This is a genomic window from Pseudomonas sp. RW407, from assembly GCF_003176655.1.
GTDB lineage: Bacteria > Pseudomonadota > Gammaproteobacteria > Pseudomonadales > Pseudomonadaceae > Pseudomonas > Pseudomonas delhiensis.
Map to the genome: position 1 here is coordinate 33,580 of NZ_QGSL01000064.1, position 14,808 is coordinate 48,387.

Annotated in this window: 10 protein-coding genes; 4 read left to right on the forward strand and 6 right to left on the reverse strand. The window is 68.8% G+C overall.

What is annotated here, in order from left to right; translation table 11 throughout:
* Positions 1-58 precede the first annotated feature (58 nt).
* Positions 59-1,066 carry an AraC family transcriptional regulator gene (locus DK254_RS05970; protein ID WP_109933048.1) on the forward strand — a complete coding sequence of 336 codons (1,008 nt, stop codon included), beginning with the start codon at positions 59-61 and terminating at the stop codon, positions 1,064-1,066.
* Here the strand turns inward: DK254_RS05970 and DK254_RS05975 are convergent, their stop codons facing one another.
* Positions 1,067-1,978: a LysR substrate-binding domain-containing protein gene (locus DK254_RS05975; protein ID WP_109933049.1), complete on the reverse strand. Its 912-nt coding sequence runs from the start codon at positions 1,976-1,978 to the stop codon at positions 1,067-1,069.
* A 115-nt stretch (positions 1,979-2,093) separates the two neighbouring features.
* Here DK254_RS05975 and DK254_RS05980 point away from each other — a divergent pair, with 115 nt between their 5' ends.
* Together DK254_RS05980 and DK254_RS05985 are read left to right on the forward strand one after the other, a co-directional pair.
* Positions 2,094-3,851 carry an amidohydrolase gene (locus DK254_RS05980; protein WP_109933050.1) on the forward strand — a complete coding sequence of 586 codons (1,758 nt, stop codon included), beginning with the start codon at positions 2,094-2,096 and terminating at the stop codon, positions 3,849-3,851.
* A gap of 138 nt (positions 3,852-3,989) precedes the next feature.
* Positions 3,990-4,733 (forward strand): TorF family putative porin, encoded by a 744-nt coding sequence (locus DK254_RS05985; protein ID WP_109933051.1) that lies wholly within the window; start codon positions 3,990-3,992, stop codon positions 4,731-4,733.
* A gap of 715 nt (positions 4,734-5,448) precedes the next feature.
* Here the strand turns inward: DK254_RS05985 and DK254_RS05990 are convergent.
* From DK254_RS05990 to DK254_RS06010, 5 genes are all read right to left on the reverse strand, one after another.
* Positions 5,449-7,884 (reverse strand): RND family transporter, encoded by a 2,436-nt coding sequence (locus DK254_RS05990; RefSeq protein ID WP_109933052.1) that lies wholly within the window; start codon positions 7,882-7,884, stop codon positions 5,449-5,451.
* 27 nt (positions 7,885-7,911) lie between these two features.
* On the reverse strand, positions 7,912-8,976 hold the full coding sequence (locus DK254_RS05995; protein WP_109933053.1) for a YCF48-related protein: 1,065 nt from the start codon (positions 8,974-8,976) through the stop codon (positions 7,912-7,914).
* A 63-nt stretch (positions 8,977-9,039) separates the two neighbouring features.
* Positions 9,040-10,398: a DUF1329 domain-containing protein gene (locus tag DK254_RS06000; protein ID WP_109933054.1), complete on the reverse strand. Its 1,359-nt coding sequence runs from the start codon at positions 10,396-10,398 to the stop codon at positions 9,040-9,042.
* A gap of 41 nt (positions 10,399-10,439) precedes the next feature.
* The gene (locus DK254_RS06005; protein ID WP_109933055.1) at positions 10,440-12,287 is read right to left on the reverse strand and encodes a DUF1302 domain-containing protein; all 1,848 of its coding nucleotides are present in this window, start codon (positions 12,285-12,287) and stop codon (positions 10,440-10,442) included.
* Positions 12,288-12,420: 133 nt separating this feature from the next.
* Positions 12,421-12,984 carry an alpha/beta hydrolase gene (locus DK254_RS06010; protein ID WP_256595817.1) on the reverse strand — a complete coding sequence of 188 codons (564 nt, stop codon included), beginning with the start codon at positions 12,982-12,984 and terminating at the stop codon, positions 12,421-12,423.
* Between the two features lie 332 nt (positions 12,985-13,316).
* Between DK254_RS06010 and DK254_RS06015 the strand changes: the two genes are divergently transcribed.
* The gene (locus DK254_RS06015; RefSeq protein ID WP_109933057.1) at positions 13,317-14,318 is read left to right on the forward strand and encodes an AraC family transcriptional regulator; all 1,002 of its coding nucleotides are present in this window, start codon (positions 13,317-13,319) and stop codon (positions 14,316-14,318) included.
* The last annotated feature ends 490 nt before the right edge of the window (positions 14,319-14,808 follow it).

Genomic DNA, 14,808 nt, shown 5'->3' on the forward strand with positions numbered 1-14,808 from the left:
CCGCGCCGGGTTATGGCATAGTCGGACATTAAATTGTGATTTCCGGACAAAGCCGCCGATGCCCGACCAGCCCTGGCCCACCCGCCGCAGCGCCCTGAGCGTGCAGTTGCTCACCCAGTTCGGCCTCGACCACGGCCTGGCCCTGGAGGACTGCCTGCACGGCAGCGGCCTGGACCTGGCGGTGCTGGCCGACCCGGCCCGCGAGATCGACGCCCGCTGCGAGCTGCAGGTGCTGCGCAACCTGGCGCAGCGCCTGCCCGCCGGCAGCGGCCTGCAGGCCGGCCTGCGCTACCACCTGAACGCCTACGGCATCTGGGGTTTCGCCCTGCTCAGCAGCCCGAACTTCCGCGGCGCCGCGCGCCTGGGCCTGCGCTACCTGGGGCTGACCTATGTGTTCACCCGCCTGGACTTGCAAGAGGATGGCGCCGAGGCCTGCCTGCTGCTGGACGATGCCGCCGTGCCGGAGGACGTCCGCGCCTTCGCCTGCGAACGCGACCTGGGCGGCGTGCTGCGCATCCAGCGCGACCTGACCGGGCGCCCGCTGCCGGTCCTGCGCGCCGAATTCCGTCGCCCGCGCCCCGCCGACACCCGCCTGTACCTGGCCGAACTGGGCGTGGAGCCGGCGTTCGGCCAGGCCGCCAACCGCGTCGTCTTCGCCAGCGCCGCCCTCGACCTGCCGCTGCCCGGCGCCAACCCGCAGGTGGCCCGGCACTGCGAGGAGCAATGCCGCGCCCTGCTGGCCCGGCGCCAGGAGCTGGGCGGCCTGGCCGGACGCATCCGCGACCGCCTGCTGCGCACCCCGGGGCGCCTGCCGGACATGGAGCAGGTGGCGCAGGAGCTGCACATGACCTCGCGCACCCTGCGCCGCCGCCTGCAGGACGAGGGCAGCAGCTACCGCGCCCTGCTCGACGAGGTGCGCCAGGCCCTGGCCGAGGAACTGCTGGGCACCGGCGCCATCCGCCTGGAGGAGATCGCCGAGCGCCTGGGCTATGGCGAGGTGTCCAACTTCATCCACGCCTTCAAGCGCTGGAAGGGCGTGCCGCCGGGGCGTTTCCGCGGCCGCTAGTCAGGCCTCGATGCCGAGCTGGCGCAGGGCGCCTTCCAGGTGCTCGATGAAGGCGAGGATCTTGCGCGTGGCGCGCCTGTGGCTGGGGTAGACGGCGAGGATGCGCTGGCCGAAGGCGTCGGGGTCGAAGTAGTAGTCGTCCAGCACGCTGCACAGGCGCCCGTCGCGCAGGTACGGCAAGGCGCTCCACAGCGGGCAGGGCATCAGCCCCCTGCCCTTCAGGCAGGCGGCCAGCAGCAGCTCGTGGTTGTCGCTGCTCAGGCGCCCCTCGCGCAGGATGGAGAAGCGCTCGCCATCGCGCTCCAGCCACCAGCGGGTGTCCAGCGCCGGGTGCCAGTAGGTCAGGCGGTCGTGCTCGGCCAGCTCCAGCGGGTGCCGGGGCTCGCCGCGGCGCGCCAGGTATTCGGGGCTGGCGCAGAGCGCCACGCGGTTCTCCACCAGCGGCCGCACGATCAGCCCCGGCAGGTTGCTGTGGCCCAGGCGCAGGGCCAGGTCGTAGCGGCCGTCGAGCAGGTCGACGTAGCTGTCGCTGAGGTCCACCTGCAGGCGCAGGTCCGGGTGCTGGATGAGGAAGTCGGCGCAGACGTCGTTGAGGAAGGCCGCGCCGAAGGCCAGCGGCGCGGTGATCCGCAGGCTGCCGCGCAGGCTGTGCTGCAGCTGGCCGATTTCCTCGGCGGTCTCGTGCATGCGCGCCAGCACTTCGCGGGCGCTGTCCAGGTACAGCTGCCCGGCCTCGGTCAGCGCCATGCTGCGCGTGGTGCGCTCGAACAGGCGTGCGCCGAGGCTGGCCTCCAGCTGGCCGATGGCCTTGGTCACCGCCGAGGGGGTCTTGCCCTGCTGCTCGGCGGCGCGGCTGAAACTGCCGGTCTCGGCGCAGGCGACGAAGAGGGCTAGGCTGCTGAACCTGTCCATATTCTTTCCAATTTTTCACAAGTCTTGTGCCAGCGACTGGCTTTCGGGGAATAGCCCCCGGCCATTAGCCTCTTGTGCAGACCAATAAAAATCAACCACCAAGCAAGGGGAAGTCATGCGAAGGCTCATCAAGGGCGCACTCGCTGTCGCAATCGCACTGGGTACTTTGGAAGCCCACGCACAAACCGCGGACCTGATCCTGTACAACGCCAAGGTCTTCACCGCCGAGCCCGGGCAGCCGCTGCAGCAGGCGGTGGCCATCGCCGGCGACAAGGTGCTGAAGGTCGGCAGCGACCAGGAAGTGCGCGCCCTCGGCGACGCCCACAGCCGCCAGGTCGACCTCGGCGGCAAGCTGCTGATGCCCGGCTTCATCGACAGCCACTCGCATTCCATCTTCGGCGGCCTGGAACTGATCGCCGCGAGCATGCAGGACGAACAGGTCGGCCTCGACGAGCTGGCGCAGCGCCTGCGCGAGGCCCGCGACAGCGGCAAGGCCAGGGTCGGCGACATCCTGGTGCTCAACGGCATGCACTCCAGCTACTGGTCCCAGGCCGAGGGGCTGGCGAAAATCTTCAACACCGGCGAATGGGCGAAGGTGCCCATCGTGTTCATCGGCAGCGACCACCACACCGCCTGGGCCAACACCGCCATGCTCCAGCGCGCCGGGCTCGACGCCAGGCGGGTGCGCTCGCTGCCGGCCAGCGAGCAGCAGAACATCGCCCACGCCAAGGACTTCACCCCCACCGGCTTCGTCGTCGACTCCGGCTTCGACCGCGTGGCCGAAGCCATGCCCGCCGCCGACCAGCAGACCCTCGACCGCGCCGGCCTGGCCGCCGTGCAGTACAACAACAGCCTGGGCATCACCGCCTGGATGGACCCAGCGGCCAACGGCAGCCCGGGCCAGGCGCTGTTCGACATCAAGCCCACCGAGCACACCCTCGGCGTGCTGCCGGTGTACCGCGACCTGGCACGCAACGGCCAGCTCAGCGCCCACGTCGCCGCGCTGCTGGTGGTCAACCCGAAGAGCCGCCCGGCGGACCTGGCGGTGATCGACAAGGTGCGCCGGCAGTTCCAGGGCATCCCCAACCTGAGCCTGCCGGGCATCAAGGTGTTCGCCGACGGCGTGCTGGAATACCCGGCGCAGTCCGCCTCGCTGCTGGAGGACTACAAGAACCTGCACAAGCCCGGCGAACTGCTGCTGGACCCGCAGCACTTCGGCGAGTTGGTCAGCGCCGCTGACGCCCGCGGCTGGCTGGTGCACATCCACGCCATCGGCGACCGCGCGGTGCGCGAGTCGCTCAACGGCATCGCCCAGGCGCGCAAGGACCGGCAAAGCGGCGTGACCCACTCCATCACCCACCTGCAACTGGTCAACCCGGCGGACTTCCCGCGCTTCAGGCAACTCGGGGTGATCGCCTCGATGCAGCTGGACTGGGCCACCGCCGAGGACTACACCCTCGACCTGGTCAAGCCCTACATCGCCGACGACGCCTTCCGCTACATGTACCCGGCGAAATCGCTGCTGGACGCCGGCGCCACCATCGCCGGGGCCAGCGACTGGCCGGTGTCCACCCCCGACCCGCTGAAGGCCATGTACCAGGCGGTGACGCGCCAGGGCCCGAAGGGCGTGCTCAACCCCGAGCAGCGCATCGACCGCCAGACGATGTTCTACGCGTACACCCTCAACGCCGCCAAGGCCATTGGCCTGGACGGGAAGATCGGCAGCCTGGCCCCCGGCAAGCAGGCCGATCTGGTGGTACTCGACCGCGACCTGTTCAACGTCCCCGACGCCGAACTGGGCGAGGCCAGGGTGCTGCACACCCTGTTCGGCGGCCGCGAGGTCTACCGCGCCGACGGCCAGCAGGGCCTCTGAAACCGTTCGCTCCAATGCCGGGCCACTTGAAGCCCGGCCCTTCCCGCCGCCCCTTCCCTTTGCGCTTCCCGGCTCGCCGGCGGGAGGGGGCTGCGCGGGCTTTTTCCTGCCCACACAATCACAACAAAGGGTAAGTCCATGAAGTACAACGCTCTCGTCCTCGGCGCGGCGCTCGCCTGCGCGCCTTTCACCAGCAGCCATGCGCTGGAGCTGACCGACGACCTCTCGGTCCAGCTGGAGGCCACCCTGGCCAGCGACTACCGCACCCGCGGCATCTCGCAGACGCAGAACGACCCTGCCATCCAGGCCGGCGCCACCCTGCAGCACAGCAGCGGCCTGTACCTCGGCGTGTGGAGCTCCAACGTCGACTTCGGCTACGGCCTCAAGACCCGCCAGGAACTGGACTACTACGCCGGCTGGTACTGGCAGGCCACCGACGCGGTGAGCCTGGACCTGGGCTACATCCAGTACCGCTACCCGAAGGAAGGCCAGTTCAACCAGAGCGAGGCCTACGCCATCCTCAACGCCTACGGCTTCGAGCTGGCCAGCTACTACTCGAAGGACATCACCACCTACTTCGGCAAGGACCAGAGCCAGCTCTACAGCTACGTCGGCTACGGCTTCGAGCTGCCGGCCGGGTTCCAGGCCAAGCTGCGCTACGGCCGCAACGACGCCAAGGACCCGCTCTACCTCGCCGGCGACGGCGGCACCCGCAGCACCTACCACGAATGGGAGGCGCGCCTGGACAGGGAGTTCGTCGGCATCGACTGGTCGCTGAGCTACATCGACACCGACCTGTCGCAGAGCGAGTGCTACAACTGGCAGGGCTTCAAGGACATCTGCACGGCGACCGTGGTGGCGCGGGCGACGAAGCGGTTCTAGCGGGCGCGGGCCGAATGGGGTTTCTGGTGCCCCGTCGGGAAAACCGTTGGCCCGGGCAGCGATGCCTGACGATTGGCGCGGCCGGGGGCCAATCGCGGACGGAGTCCGCTCCTACGCCCGTGCTTCCTGGAACCGTAGGAGCGGACCTTGTCCGCGATTCGGCGGATAACGCCGTAGGCGTTATGCGCCCTACGAACTATCGCGAACGTGGGGAGCCAGGGTTCGCGAGCAAGCTCGCTCCTACGAAGAGCCGTGCCGCTCTTGATTTTGGATTTCCAGAGAAACATCCAAGCGCACCGGAACGCCCCTTCAGAAGGCCGAGCGAAACCGGCGCTCAGGAGGTCATGCGACATGGATGTCGCGAGAGCCCCGATGGGCTACAGGGACGTACCCTCGGGGCGGGCCTCCGTGGCGGGGGAATTCGTGAGGGTAGCCCGGCTCCATCGGGCCCGTATGTCGGGGCAAGCCTTTTTGGTTACTTTTGTGGCGATTGACAAAAGTGACTCGCCCGAGAGGGCGAAACAAGAAACATCAACGCACTCGGAGCGGCGCGCTACACCAACCCCCCAAGCCAATTGGGTTATTCCCCTTCGGGCCAGCGCAAGCGCTGTTCGCGATGGAGCCGCGTCCCGCGTTCGCGAGAATGACGAGGTCGGGTTGGGAGCGCGGGACAAGGCTCCGCAAGTGAAGCCATCCCCCCACACCCCCAGCCACCTCACAACCGCCGGCCATTCAGCAGGAAGTGCGACAGCGCCGGGATCAGCAGCAGCGCGCCGAGCATGTTCCAGAGGAACATGAAGGTCAGCAGGATGCCCATGTCGGCCTGGAACTTGATCGGCGACCAGGCCCAGGTCACCACGCCGGCGGCCAGGGTCACGCCGACCAGCGCCACCACCTTGCCGGTGAAGATCACCGCCTGGCGGTAGGCCAGCGCCAGGGAGAAGCCGGCGCGCTGCAGTTGCAACTGCACGCTGAGCAGGTAGAGCGCGTAGTCCACGCCGATGCCGACGCCCAGGGCGATCACCGGCAGCGTCGCCACCTTCACGCCGATGCCGAGGAACACCATCAGCGCCTCGCAGAGCATGGAGGTCAGCACCAGCGGCAGCATGGCCACGAGGGTCGCGCGCCAGCTGCGGAAGGTGATCAGGCAGAACAGGCTGACCGCCGCGTAGATGTACAGCAGCATGGTGTGGTTGGCCTGGCGCACCACGCTGTTGGTCGCCGCCTCGATGCCGGCGCTGCCGGCGGCGAGGAGGAACTGGCGGTCCGGCGTGCCATTGGCCTTGGCGAAGTCTTCGGCGATCGCCGTCACCTCTTCCAGGGTCTTCGCCTTGTGGTCCCTGAGGAAGGCGATCACCGGCATCACAGAGCACTCGGTGTTGAACAGCTCCGGGGTGTTCACCGAGGCCTGCTGGGCCGAGTAGTTGAGCACGTCCTGGTTGCGCTGCAGGCTGGCGAACTTGGGATTGCCCTCGTAGGTGCCGGCGGTGATCTGCCGCACCGCGTCGGCCAGCGACACCGTCGCCTGCACCCCGGGGTGCTGCTGCAACGCCCAGCCCAGGCGGTCGGCGAGCACCAGCGTGCGGTAGTTCAGGCAACCTTCGGCCGGGGTTTTCACCATGACCGCGAACAGGTCGCTGGACAGCGCGTAGTGGCTGGTGATGTAGGCGTTGTCGCGGTTGTAGCGCGAGTCGGCGCGCAACTCGGGCGCCCCGGCGTCGAGGTCGCCGATCTGCAGGTGCTGGCTGACCGCGAAGCTGCCGGCGCCGATCAGCGCGGCGCAGGCCAGGGCGATGCTGGCCCAGCGCCGTTCGGTGAAGTGGTCGAGCAGGCTCCACAGCCGGCCCAGGCCCTGCTCGCGGGCCTCCTGCTGCTCCTCGCGCAGGGCACGGGCGGCGGCGCGCGGGCTGACGCCGATGAAGGACAGCGCCACCGGCATCAGCAGCAGCGAGGTGAAGACCAGTACCGCCACGCCGATGCTCGCGGTGATCGCCAGCGCCTTGATCACCGGGATGTCGATCAGCATGAGCACGCCGAAGCCCACGGCGTCGCACAGCAGCGCGCTGACGCCGGCGAGGAACAGGCGGCGGAAGGTGTTGCGCGCCGCCACCAGGCGGTGGGTGCCGCGGCCGATGTCCTGCATGATGCCGTTCATCTTCTGCGTCGCATGGGACACGCCGATGGCGAAGATCAGGAACGGCACCAGGATCGAGTACGGGTCCAGGGCGTAGCCCAGCCAGGCGATCAGCCCCAGCTGCCAGACCACCGCCAGCAGCGAGCAGAAGATCACCAGCAGGCTGCTGCGCAGGCAGCGGGTGTAGAGCAGGATGATGACGAAGGCCGAGACCACCGCCAGGCCGAAGAACATCATCACCCGCAGCAGCCCGTCGATCAGGTCGCCCACCAGCTTGGCGAAGCCGATCACGTGGATGCGCACGGCGCCCTTGCCCGGCCCGCCGGCGTCGAACGCACGCCGGTCGCCCTGGTACTCGTACTTCAGGCGCAGCGCATCCAGCTCGTGGGAGAACTGCCGGTAGTCGATGCCCTTGCCGGTGGCCGAGTCATGGTCCAGCAGCGGCACCACCAGCATGCTCGAGCGGAAGTCGTTGGCCACCAGGCTGCCGACGATGCCGGCGCGGGCGATGTTCTGCCGCAGCCCGGCGATGCCCGCCGCGTCGCCGGCATAGCCGTCGGGCATGACCGGGCCACCCTGGAAGCCCTCCTCGGTCACTTCGGTCCAGCGTACCGCCGGCGACCACAGCGACTTCATCCAGGCACGGTCGACACCGGGGCTGAGGAACAGCTGGTCGTTGATCTGCTTGAGCGTTTCCAGGTAGGCGGGGTCGAAGATGTCGCCGTGGCTGCTCTCCACCACCACCCGCACGGCGTTGCCCAGCCCGCGCAGCGCGGCGCGGTTGTCCAGGTAGTTGCGGATGTACGGATGGCTGTGGGGGATCATCTTCTCGAAGCTGGGCTTGATCTCCAGGCGGGTCAGGGCCGTCCAGCCGAGCAGCAGCGTGACCAGGGCGATCAGGCTGACGAACAGGATCCGGTGGTTGAACACCAGGCGCTCCAGCAGGCTGCCGCTGTGCGCGTCGAAATCCCGCAGGTCGTGGATGACGGGCATCTGCCCTTGCTTGAGGTCGACCATGATGAGGCTATCTCTTTTATCTTGTTCTTATCGGGCGGCCGGCAGCGCGCTGCGCTGCAGGCCGCGGCTGCCCACCAGCAGCAGGCTGTCGCCGCTGGCCAGGGCGGCGCTGACCGGCGTGCGCTGGGCCAGCGCCAGGGGCGTGAAGCTGGCGCCGTCGTCGCTGCTCACCAGGCCCTGCCCGGACTGGCTGAACAGGTAGAGGCGGCCGTCGTCGGCGAAGCCGGCCGCGGTCAGGCTCACCGGCAGGCCGGTGCTCACCAGGGCCCAGTGCGCGCCGCCATCGACGCTGCGTGCCGCATGGCCGCGCAAGCCGTAGGCGAACAGCAGGCCGGGCTTGCCGACGATGCCGAAGAAGGTGCCCTGGTACGGCGAATCCAGCGCGACGAAGCGCTGGCGCTGGCGGTCCAGCTTCAGCAGCAGGCCCTGCTCGCCGACGATGAACAGGTCATCGCCCACCGCCGCGATGGCGGTCAGGTGCAGCGATTGCGGGTTGTCGATGCGGTGGTTCCAGGGCGTCCAGCTGAGGCCGCCGTCGGCGGTGTGCAGGATCAGGTCGAAGGCGCCGACGACGAAGCCCTCGCGCGCGTCCTTGAACCAGACGTCGAGGAACGGCTTGTCGGCGCCCTCCTCCTTCATGCGCTGTGCCTGCTCCAGCAGCGGGGCGTTGTCCGGTTGCGGATTGGCCGCGTAGAAGTCCAGCATCAGCTGGCCGATGCGCCGGCCGTCGAGCTGGCGCGTCCAGTGCAGGCCACCGTCGGCGCTGTGCAGTACCACGCCGTCGTGGCCGACCGCCCAGCCGTCCTGCGCCGTCGGGAAGCGGACGGCGGTGAGGTCCGAACTGACCGGCACCTCGGCCTGCTGCCAGCGCTTGCCGTTGTCGTCCGAATACAGGATGTGCCCGCGCTGGCCGACCACCACCAGGCGCTGGCCGGCCCGGGCGATGGACGCCAGCGGGCTGCTCTGGGCCAGCGTGGAACGCTGCGCCGGCAGGTCCAGCACGTCGACGTACTCGTCGGCCCGGGCCACGCCGGCCAGCAGCGCCAGCCCCAGGCCGGCGCAGGCCAGGCTGGGCATGAAGGGAAATCGCATACCGCTACCTCATCAGATGGAAGGCGGCGGCCCGTGCGGGCCGCCGCTGCCGGGCCCGGCGCGTCAGCGAATGCCGCTGCCGGCCAGGGCCTCGGGGGACCACTGGGTCTTGGCCAGCGGTTCGATGTAGTTGATGCCGCCGTAGGGCCCGACGATGCCGTTGATGTTGTAGCTGCCGGCACTGAGGTCGTAGATCATGAACGGCGTGGCGTCCGGGATCTGCTTGTCGTAGCTCTGGCTGAGGAAGGCGAAGGAGCCGCGGTACAGCTGGCCGCGCGCGTCGTACTCGTCGGACGCCAGGGCCACCCAGCTGTCCTCGTCGAGGTAGAAGCGGCGCTTGGCGTAGATGTGCCGCGCATCCGACTTCAGCGTGCCTTCCACCACCCACACGCGGTGCTTCTCCCAGCGCACGTAGTCCGGCGCCAGGTGGTTCGGCGTGACCACCGGCTTGATGTCGCTGGCGTAGGTCAGGCGGTAGGTGTTGTAGGGCACGATCATTTCCTGCTTGCCCAGCAGCTTCCAGTCGTAGCGGTCCAGCGCGCCGTTGAAGACGAACACGTCGTCGTAGGTGCCGGCGCCGGCCATGCCCGGGTTGGGGGTGTCGTAGGCCAGGTTCGGCGCCAGCTTCACCCGGCGCTGGCCGGGCAGGTACTGCCAGGCGCGGCGCGGCTGCTGCAGCGGGTTGGCGGCGTCCTTGAGCATCATCGCCTCGCCGGCGCGGCGCGCGGGGCCGGTGTAGTAGAGCTTCATCTGGTAGTAGACCTCGGTGCCCTTCACCGGCTGCGCCAGGTCCTCGTAGATCGGGTAGTTGATGAAGGCCTGGCCGGTGGTGGCGAGGTTGGCGCTGCCGGCGGCGTCGACGTTCCAGGAGTCGTACTTGGCCTTGATGTTCACCCCCTGGTAACGCAGCAGGAAGTTCCACATGGCCTCGGCGCCGCTCTTGGGAATCGGGAAGGGTACGCCCGGCAAGGCATTGTCGATGGCCATGCCGCCTTCCAGGGCCTGGGTGGCCACGGCGTTCTTCTTGCTGTTTTCCAGCACGGCCTGGGGCAAGGCGGCGCTGCGGTGGGTCGGGTAGACGTCGACGCGGAAGCTCGGGTAGCGCTTGGCCAGTTCCAGGGTGGTGGCGCTGAGCTGGGCCTTGTACTGCTCGGCGTTCTTGCCGTCGATCACCAGCAGCGGCTTGTCGCCGGCGAAGGGGTCCGGGCGCATGCTGTCGCCGGGCTTGAAGCCGGCCGGGGCCTGGGTCAGGCCGCCGCTGTAGGCGGGAATGGCGCCGTCGGCGCTGGCGCCCTTCTCGGCACCGACCGGGGTCAGGCTGGCGCCCAGCTGCGCGGCCTCCTGGGGGGAAACCGCGGCCAGCGCCGCGCCGCTCAGGGCCAGGCCGAGCGCCGTGGCCAACAGGGAAGGCTTGAGGTTCATGGGGTGTATCTCCTGCTCCGCTCACGGAGCCGTGCGTGAATTCAGAAGGTTGCCTTGAACGAGGCGGTGACCATGCCGCGGTCCTTCAGCAGGGGCGCGAGGCCGGCCTGCGAGGTGATCTGCCCGGGGATGCACTGGTACAGGCCGTTGGCACCGGGAGTGTTGTTGTCGCGGCCGGTCTCGCAGGTGTCGAAGGGGCCGAAGGCGTCGACGTACTTCAGGTCGAAGCGGTACTTCTGGTGGAAGTCCGCGGCCACGCCGACCGAGTAGCTGCCGGCATCCTCGTTGCCGCCCAGCTGCACCGCCGAGTTGCCGTGCAGGCCGACGTTGTAGGCCATCGGCATGGACAGGTCGACGCCGGGGAAGGCCTGGTACCAGGTGGGGGTGAAGCTGGCGGACATGGCGTAGGCGTTGGGGGTGACCTTGTCGACGCCGCGGTAGCTGGAGTCGCCCTTGAAGGTCTGTTCGCCCTCGGTGACCTTCACCAGGTGCGTCAGGGTGCCTTCCAGCGCCAGGCTGGAAGCGTCCCACAGCGGGGTGGCGCCGAAGGTCACCAGGCCGTTGAGCACCACGTGGAAGGTCTTGCCGCGGGCCAGGCCGGTATCGCCGTCCGAAGGCCGCTTGCCGATCAGGTTGGCGCCGTTGATCAGGCCGCGCTGGGCCGCGGCGTAGAGCGTCGGGTTGATGGTGGTGAAGTTGCTCGCCAGCGGCATGTTCTCGCGGTAGTTCAGGTCCAGGCCGACGCTGACCGGGCCGATGTTCTTCGACAGGCTGATGCCGTAGATGTCGATGTCGTCGGCGTAGGCGGTGAAGTAGTTCATTCCCGGCAGGCCGGCCAGGCCGGGCCGCTGCAGGTTGGGCGCGTCCACCAGCACCGCCGGCAGGGTGTCGGAGGTCTTGCGGTAGTAGAAGCCCAGGGTGCCGTCGAGCCACTCCGGGCTCCACTTGGCCATCAGGCCGAAGTCGCCGGTGTTGCTCGGCGTGGCGTCGTGGCCGCGCGGCGCGCCGTAGTAGGCCGCCGAGGCCGGGATCGGCAGCCAGAAGACCTTGCCGCCGTCGTTGAGCATGTCGTACGGCCCCATGTAGGTGCCGCCTTCGGGGAAGCGCGAGTTCTCGAACTCGAGGAAGTACTGCGCCGCCAGGGTCAGCTCCGGGTTCACCGTGAGCGACATGGACAGTTGGTTGCGCGGCATGAACAGCTCCTTGGCCTCGGTGCCGGGCACGTTGTACAGCTTGCCCAGGTCCAGGGCCGACTGGCCGTAGTTGATGCCGTTGGCGGCGCTGAACAGCGTCTCGCCCCAGTACACGGTGTGGCGGCCGAGCTTGCCGCTGAGCAGCATGCCGTCGCCGACCTCGTGGCTGGCGAAGACGAAGGCGTCCAGCAGCTCGCCCGAGGGCCCGTTGTAGTAGCGGTCGGCGAAGCCGTTCAGGCCGCTGGTGGCCGGCTGCGCGCCGGCCGGTGCGAGCACCCTGCCGCTGCCGTTCACCAGGTGGCCGGCGTTGGCGCGCTGCCCGGGGAAGGCGTTGCTGCCGCCGACGTGGTCATAGGCATGGTCGTACCAGCCGGCGCCGCTGAGGCGGAAGCCCATGCTGTCGCGGTAGACGAAGTCCAGCTCGCTGAGCAGGTCGAAGCGCTGCGTCACCGCACTGCCGACGCCGAAGTTGCGGTCGCCGTCGTTGACGTTGGCGGTGTTGGCGATCTTGCTGTTCTGCCCTTCCACGCGCTGCCCGTAGCTGAGCTTCACGGTGTTGTCGAAGCGCAGGCTGATGTCGGGGTTGCCGGTATCGATCTCCACCGCCTGCACCAGCGGGCTGCCGATGCTGGCGAGGATGGCCGAGGCCAGCAGGCAGCGGCGCAGGGGCCGTGCCGGGTACTTCTGATTGTGCATTGGATTGCTCCGTTTCTTGTTGTTGTCGGCACGCACTTCAGGCTCGTCTTGCGGCCCTTTCTTGTTCACGCCCCGGAACCTGCGGGCGAGGCACGGCTCCGGCGACGGGCGCCGGCGCCATGAGTCGGGAAACTCAGTGGTCCAGCTGGCGGATCAGGGCGTCGGCCCGTGGCCAGTCGCCGAACCCGGAGGCCGGGTTGAGGTGGCCGACGCAGCCCAGCTCGACCAGGCTGCCGCCCCAGTCGCGGGCCATGCGCTGCACCGCGGCAAGGCTGGCCAGGTGGTCGTTCTCGCTGGCCGCCACCAGGCTGGGGAACGGCAGGCGCCGGCGTGGCAGCGGGGTCCAGCCGTTCTCGGCCAGGCTCTGCGGCGTCGGGTAGCCTTCCGGCCAACGGGCGTCCAGGTCCGGCGGGGTGGCCAGCAGCGCGCCCTTGACCGGCCGGCTGTAGCGCGCCGCCCAGTGCACCACCATCAGCACCCCGGCGCTGTGCGCGACCAGGATCAGCGGCCCGTCGATCTGCTCGACCTCGCGCTGGATGGCCTCGACACGGGCGTCGAGGTTGAGCTTGTCCTCGGTCAGCGGCGGTACCGAGCGGACCTTCGGCAGGCGCGCCTGGAGCAGCGTCTGCCAGTGCCCGGGCACGTGCTCGCGCAGGCCGGGGACGATGAGGACGGTGGTGTCGTTGGCGTGGCTCACCGGATTACCTCGCGGCGGTTTCGAAGATGTTGGAGCAGACAGTAGAGGCGCACCGCCGGGGCTGCTTTGCATAGGGCGTCAGGTACTTCGCATTTGATGACAACCCGGTACCCGGCCGTCCTGCGCCGGCCGCATCATCCGAGGCCTGCGCCCTCTGCGACGGGCCCAAGGCGCGTCGCTGGGCTAATCTTTCCCGCGCGGGCGGCCGACACGGCCGATAGAATCCGTCGTCATGGGACAAGCCGGATGCGCGGTTACCGCTTCGTCCACTTGACCTTGCGTGACACTCTCGACGACAGAAGAAGAAAAAGAAGGCGACCGATATGACCCCAATGGTGCGTGTGGCGGCCCTGACCAACTACCTGGAGGTGGCCCGTCACCTCGGCCTGAACCCGCAGCAGCAGCTCAGCCAGGTGGGCCTGAGCCAGTCCATGCTCGACAACGCCGAGCAGCGCATTCCCACCGCGGCGGCGGTGCGCCTGCTGGAGGAATCGGCGCGCGCCAGCGGCTGCGAGACCTTCGGCTTGCGCATGGCCGAGTCGCGGCAACTCTCCGACTTCGGCGTGATCAGCCTGCTGCTCACCCACCAGGCGACCCTGCGCGAGGCCATCGACACCATCGTCCAGTACCGCCACCTGATCAACGAGTCCCTGGCTCTGTACGTCGACCAGGAAGGCCGTACGGTAATCCTCCGCGAGGAGCTGGTGACCGTGCCACCGATGCCGGCGCGCCAGGGCATAGAGCTGGCGGTGGGGGTGCTCTACCGGCTCTGCGGCGCCCTCCTCGGCCCGCACTGGAAGCCGCTGAGCGTGAACTTCACCCACGACGCCCCGGCCGACCTGCAGGTGCACCGCCGGCTGTTCGCCTGCAAGATCGAGTTCGGCAGCGAGTTCAACGGCATCGTATGCCCGGCCACCGCCCTGGACGCGCCCAACCCCCTGGCCGACCCGGCCATGGTGCGCCACGCCCGCAGCTTCGTGGACTCGCTGCCTGGCGCCGCCGAGGCCAGCACCCTGAACGAGGTGCGCAAGGCCATCTACCTGCTGCTGCCCATGGGTCGCGCCACCATCGAGCAGATCGCCCTGTCCCTGGGGCTGAACGTGCGCACGCTGCAGCGCCGCCTGGAAGACAACCGGGTGACCTTCTCCGACCTCATCAACGAAGTGCGCCGCGAACTGGTGCTGCGCTACCTGGAGAACCCGCGCTACAGCCTGGGGCGCATCGCCGACCTGCTCGGCTACTCCATGCCCAGCTCCTTCACCCGCTGGTTCACCCAGCAGTTCGGCATGGCCCCGGCGGCCTGGCGGCGCCAGCACGGGCGCAAGGAGGAGTGAGGGGCGGTGGTGCCGGTAGTTGGCTCGGCGTGGCCGGGCTCAAGAGCACCCTCACCCCAACCCTCTCCCGCAAGCGGGAGAGGGGGCTGTCCTGAGCTGCCGGAGCGTCCGGAGTCATCCTGATAGCCCTCACCGCCGTCGGCCGTGCCACAGGGATGTCCAGCGCGGCTGGTGAGTCCAATCGCGGACGGAGTCCGCTCCTGCGCCCGTGCGTCCTGGAACCGTAGGAGCGGACTCTGTCCGCGATTCGGCGGATAACGCCGTAGGCGTTATGCGCCCTACGGGGAGCCCGGGAGCTTCGTGATTCCGCTTCATGCCGAACGGTCCCCTCTCCCGCTTGCGGGGGAGGGTTAGGGAGGGGGGACGGAGTCAGGGTTCGCGAGCAAGCTCGCTCCTACGAAGAGCAGTGCCGCTCTTGATTTTGGGTTTCCAGAGAAACAACCGAGCGCACCGGAACGCCCCTTCAGAAGGCCGAGCGAAACCGGCGCTC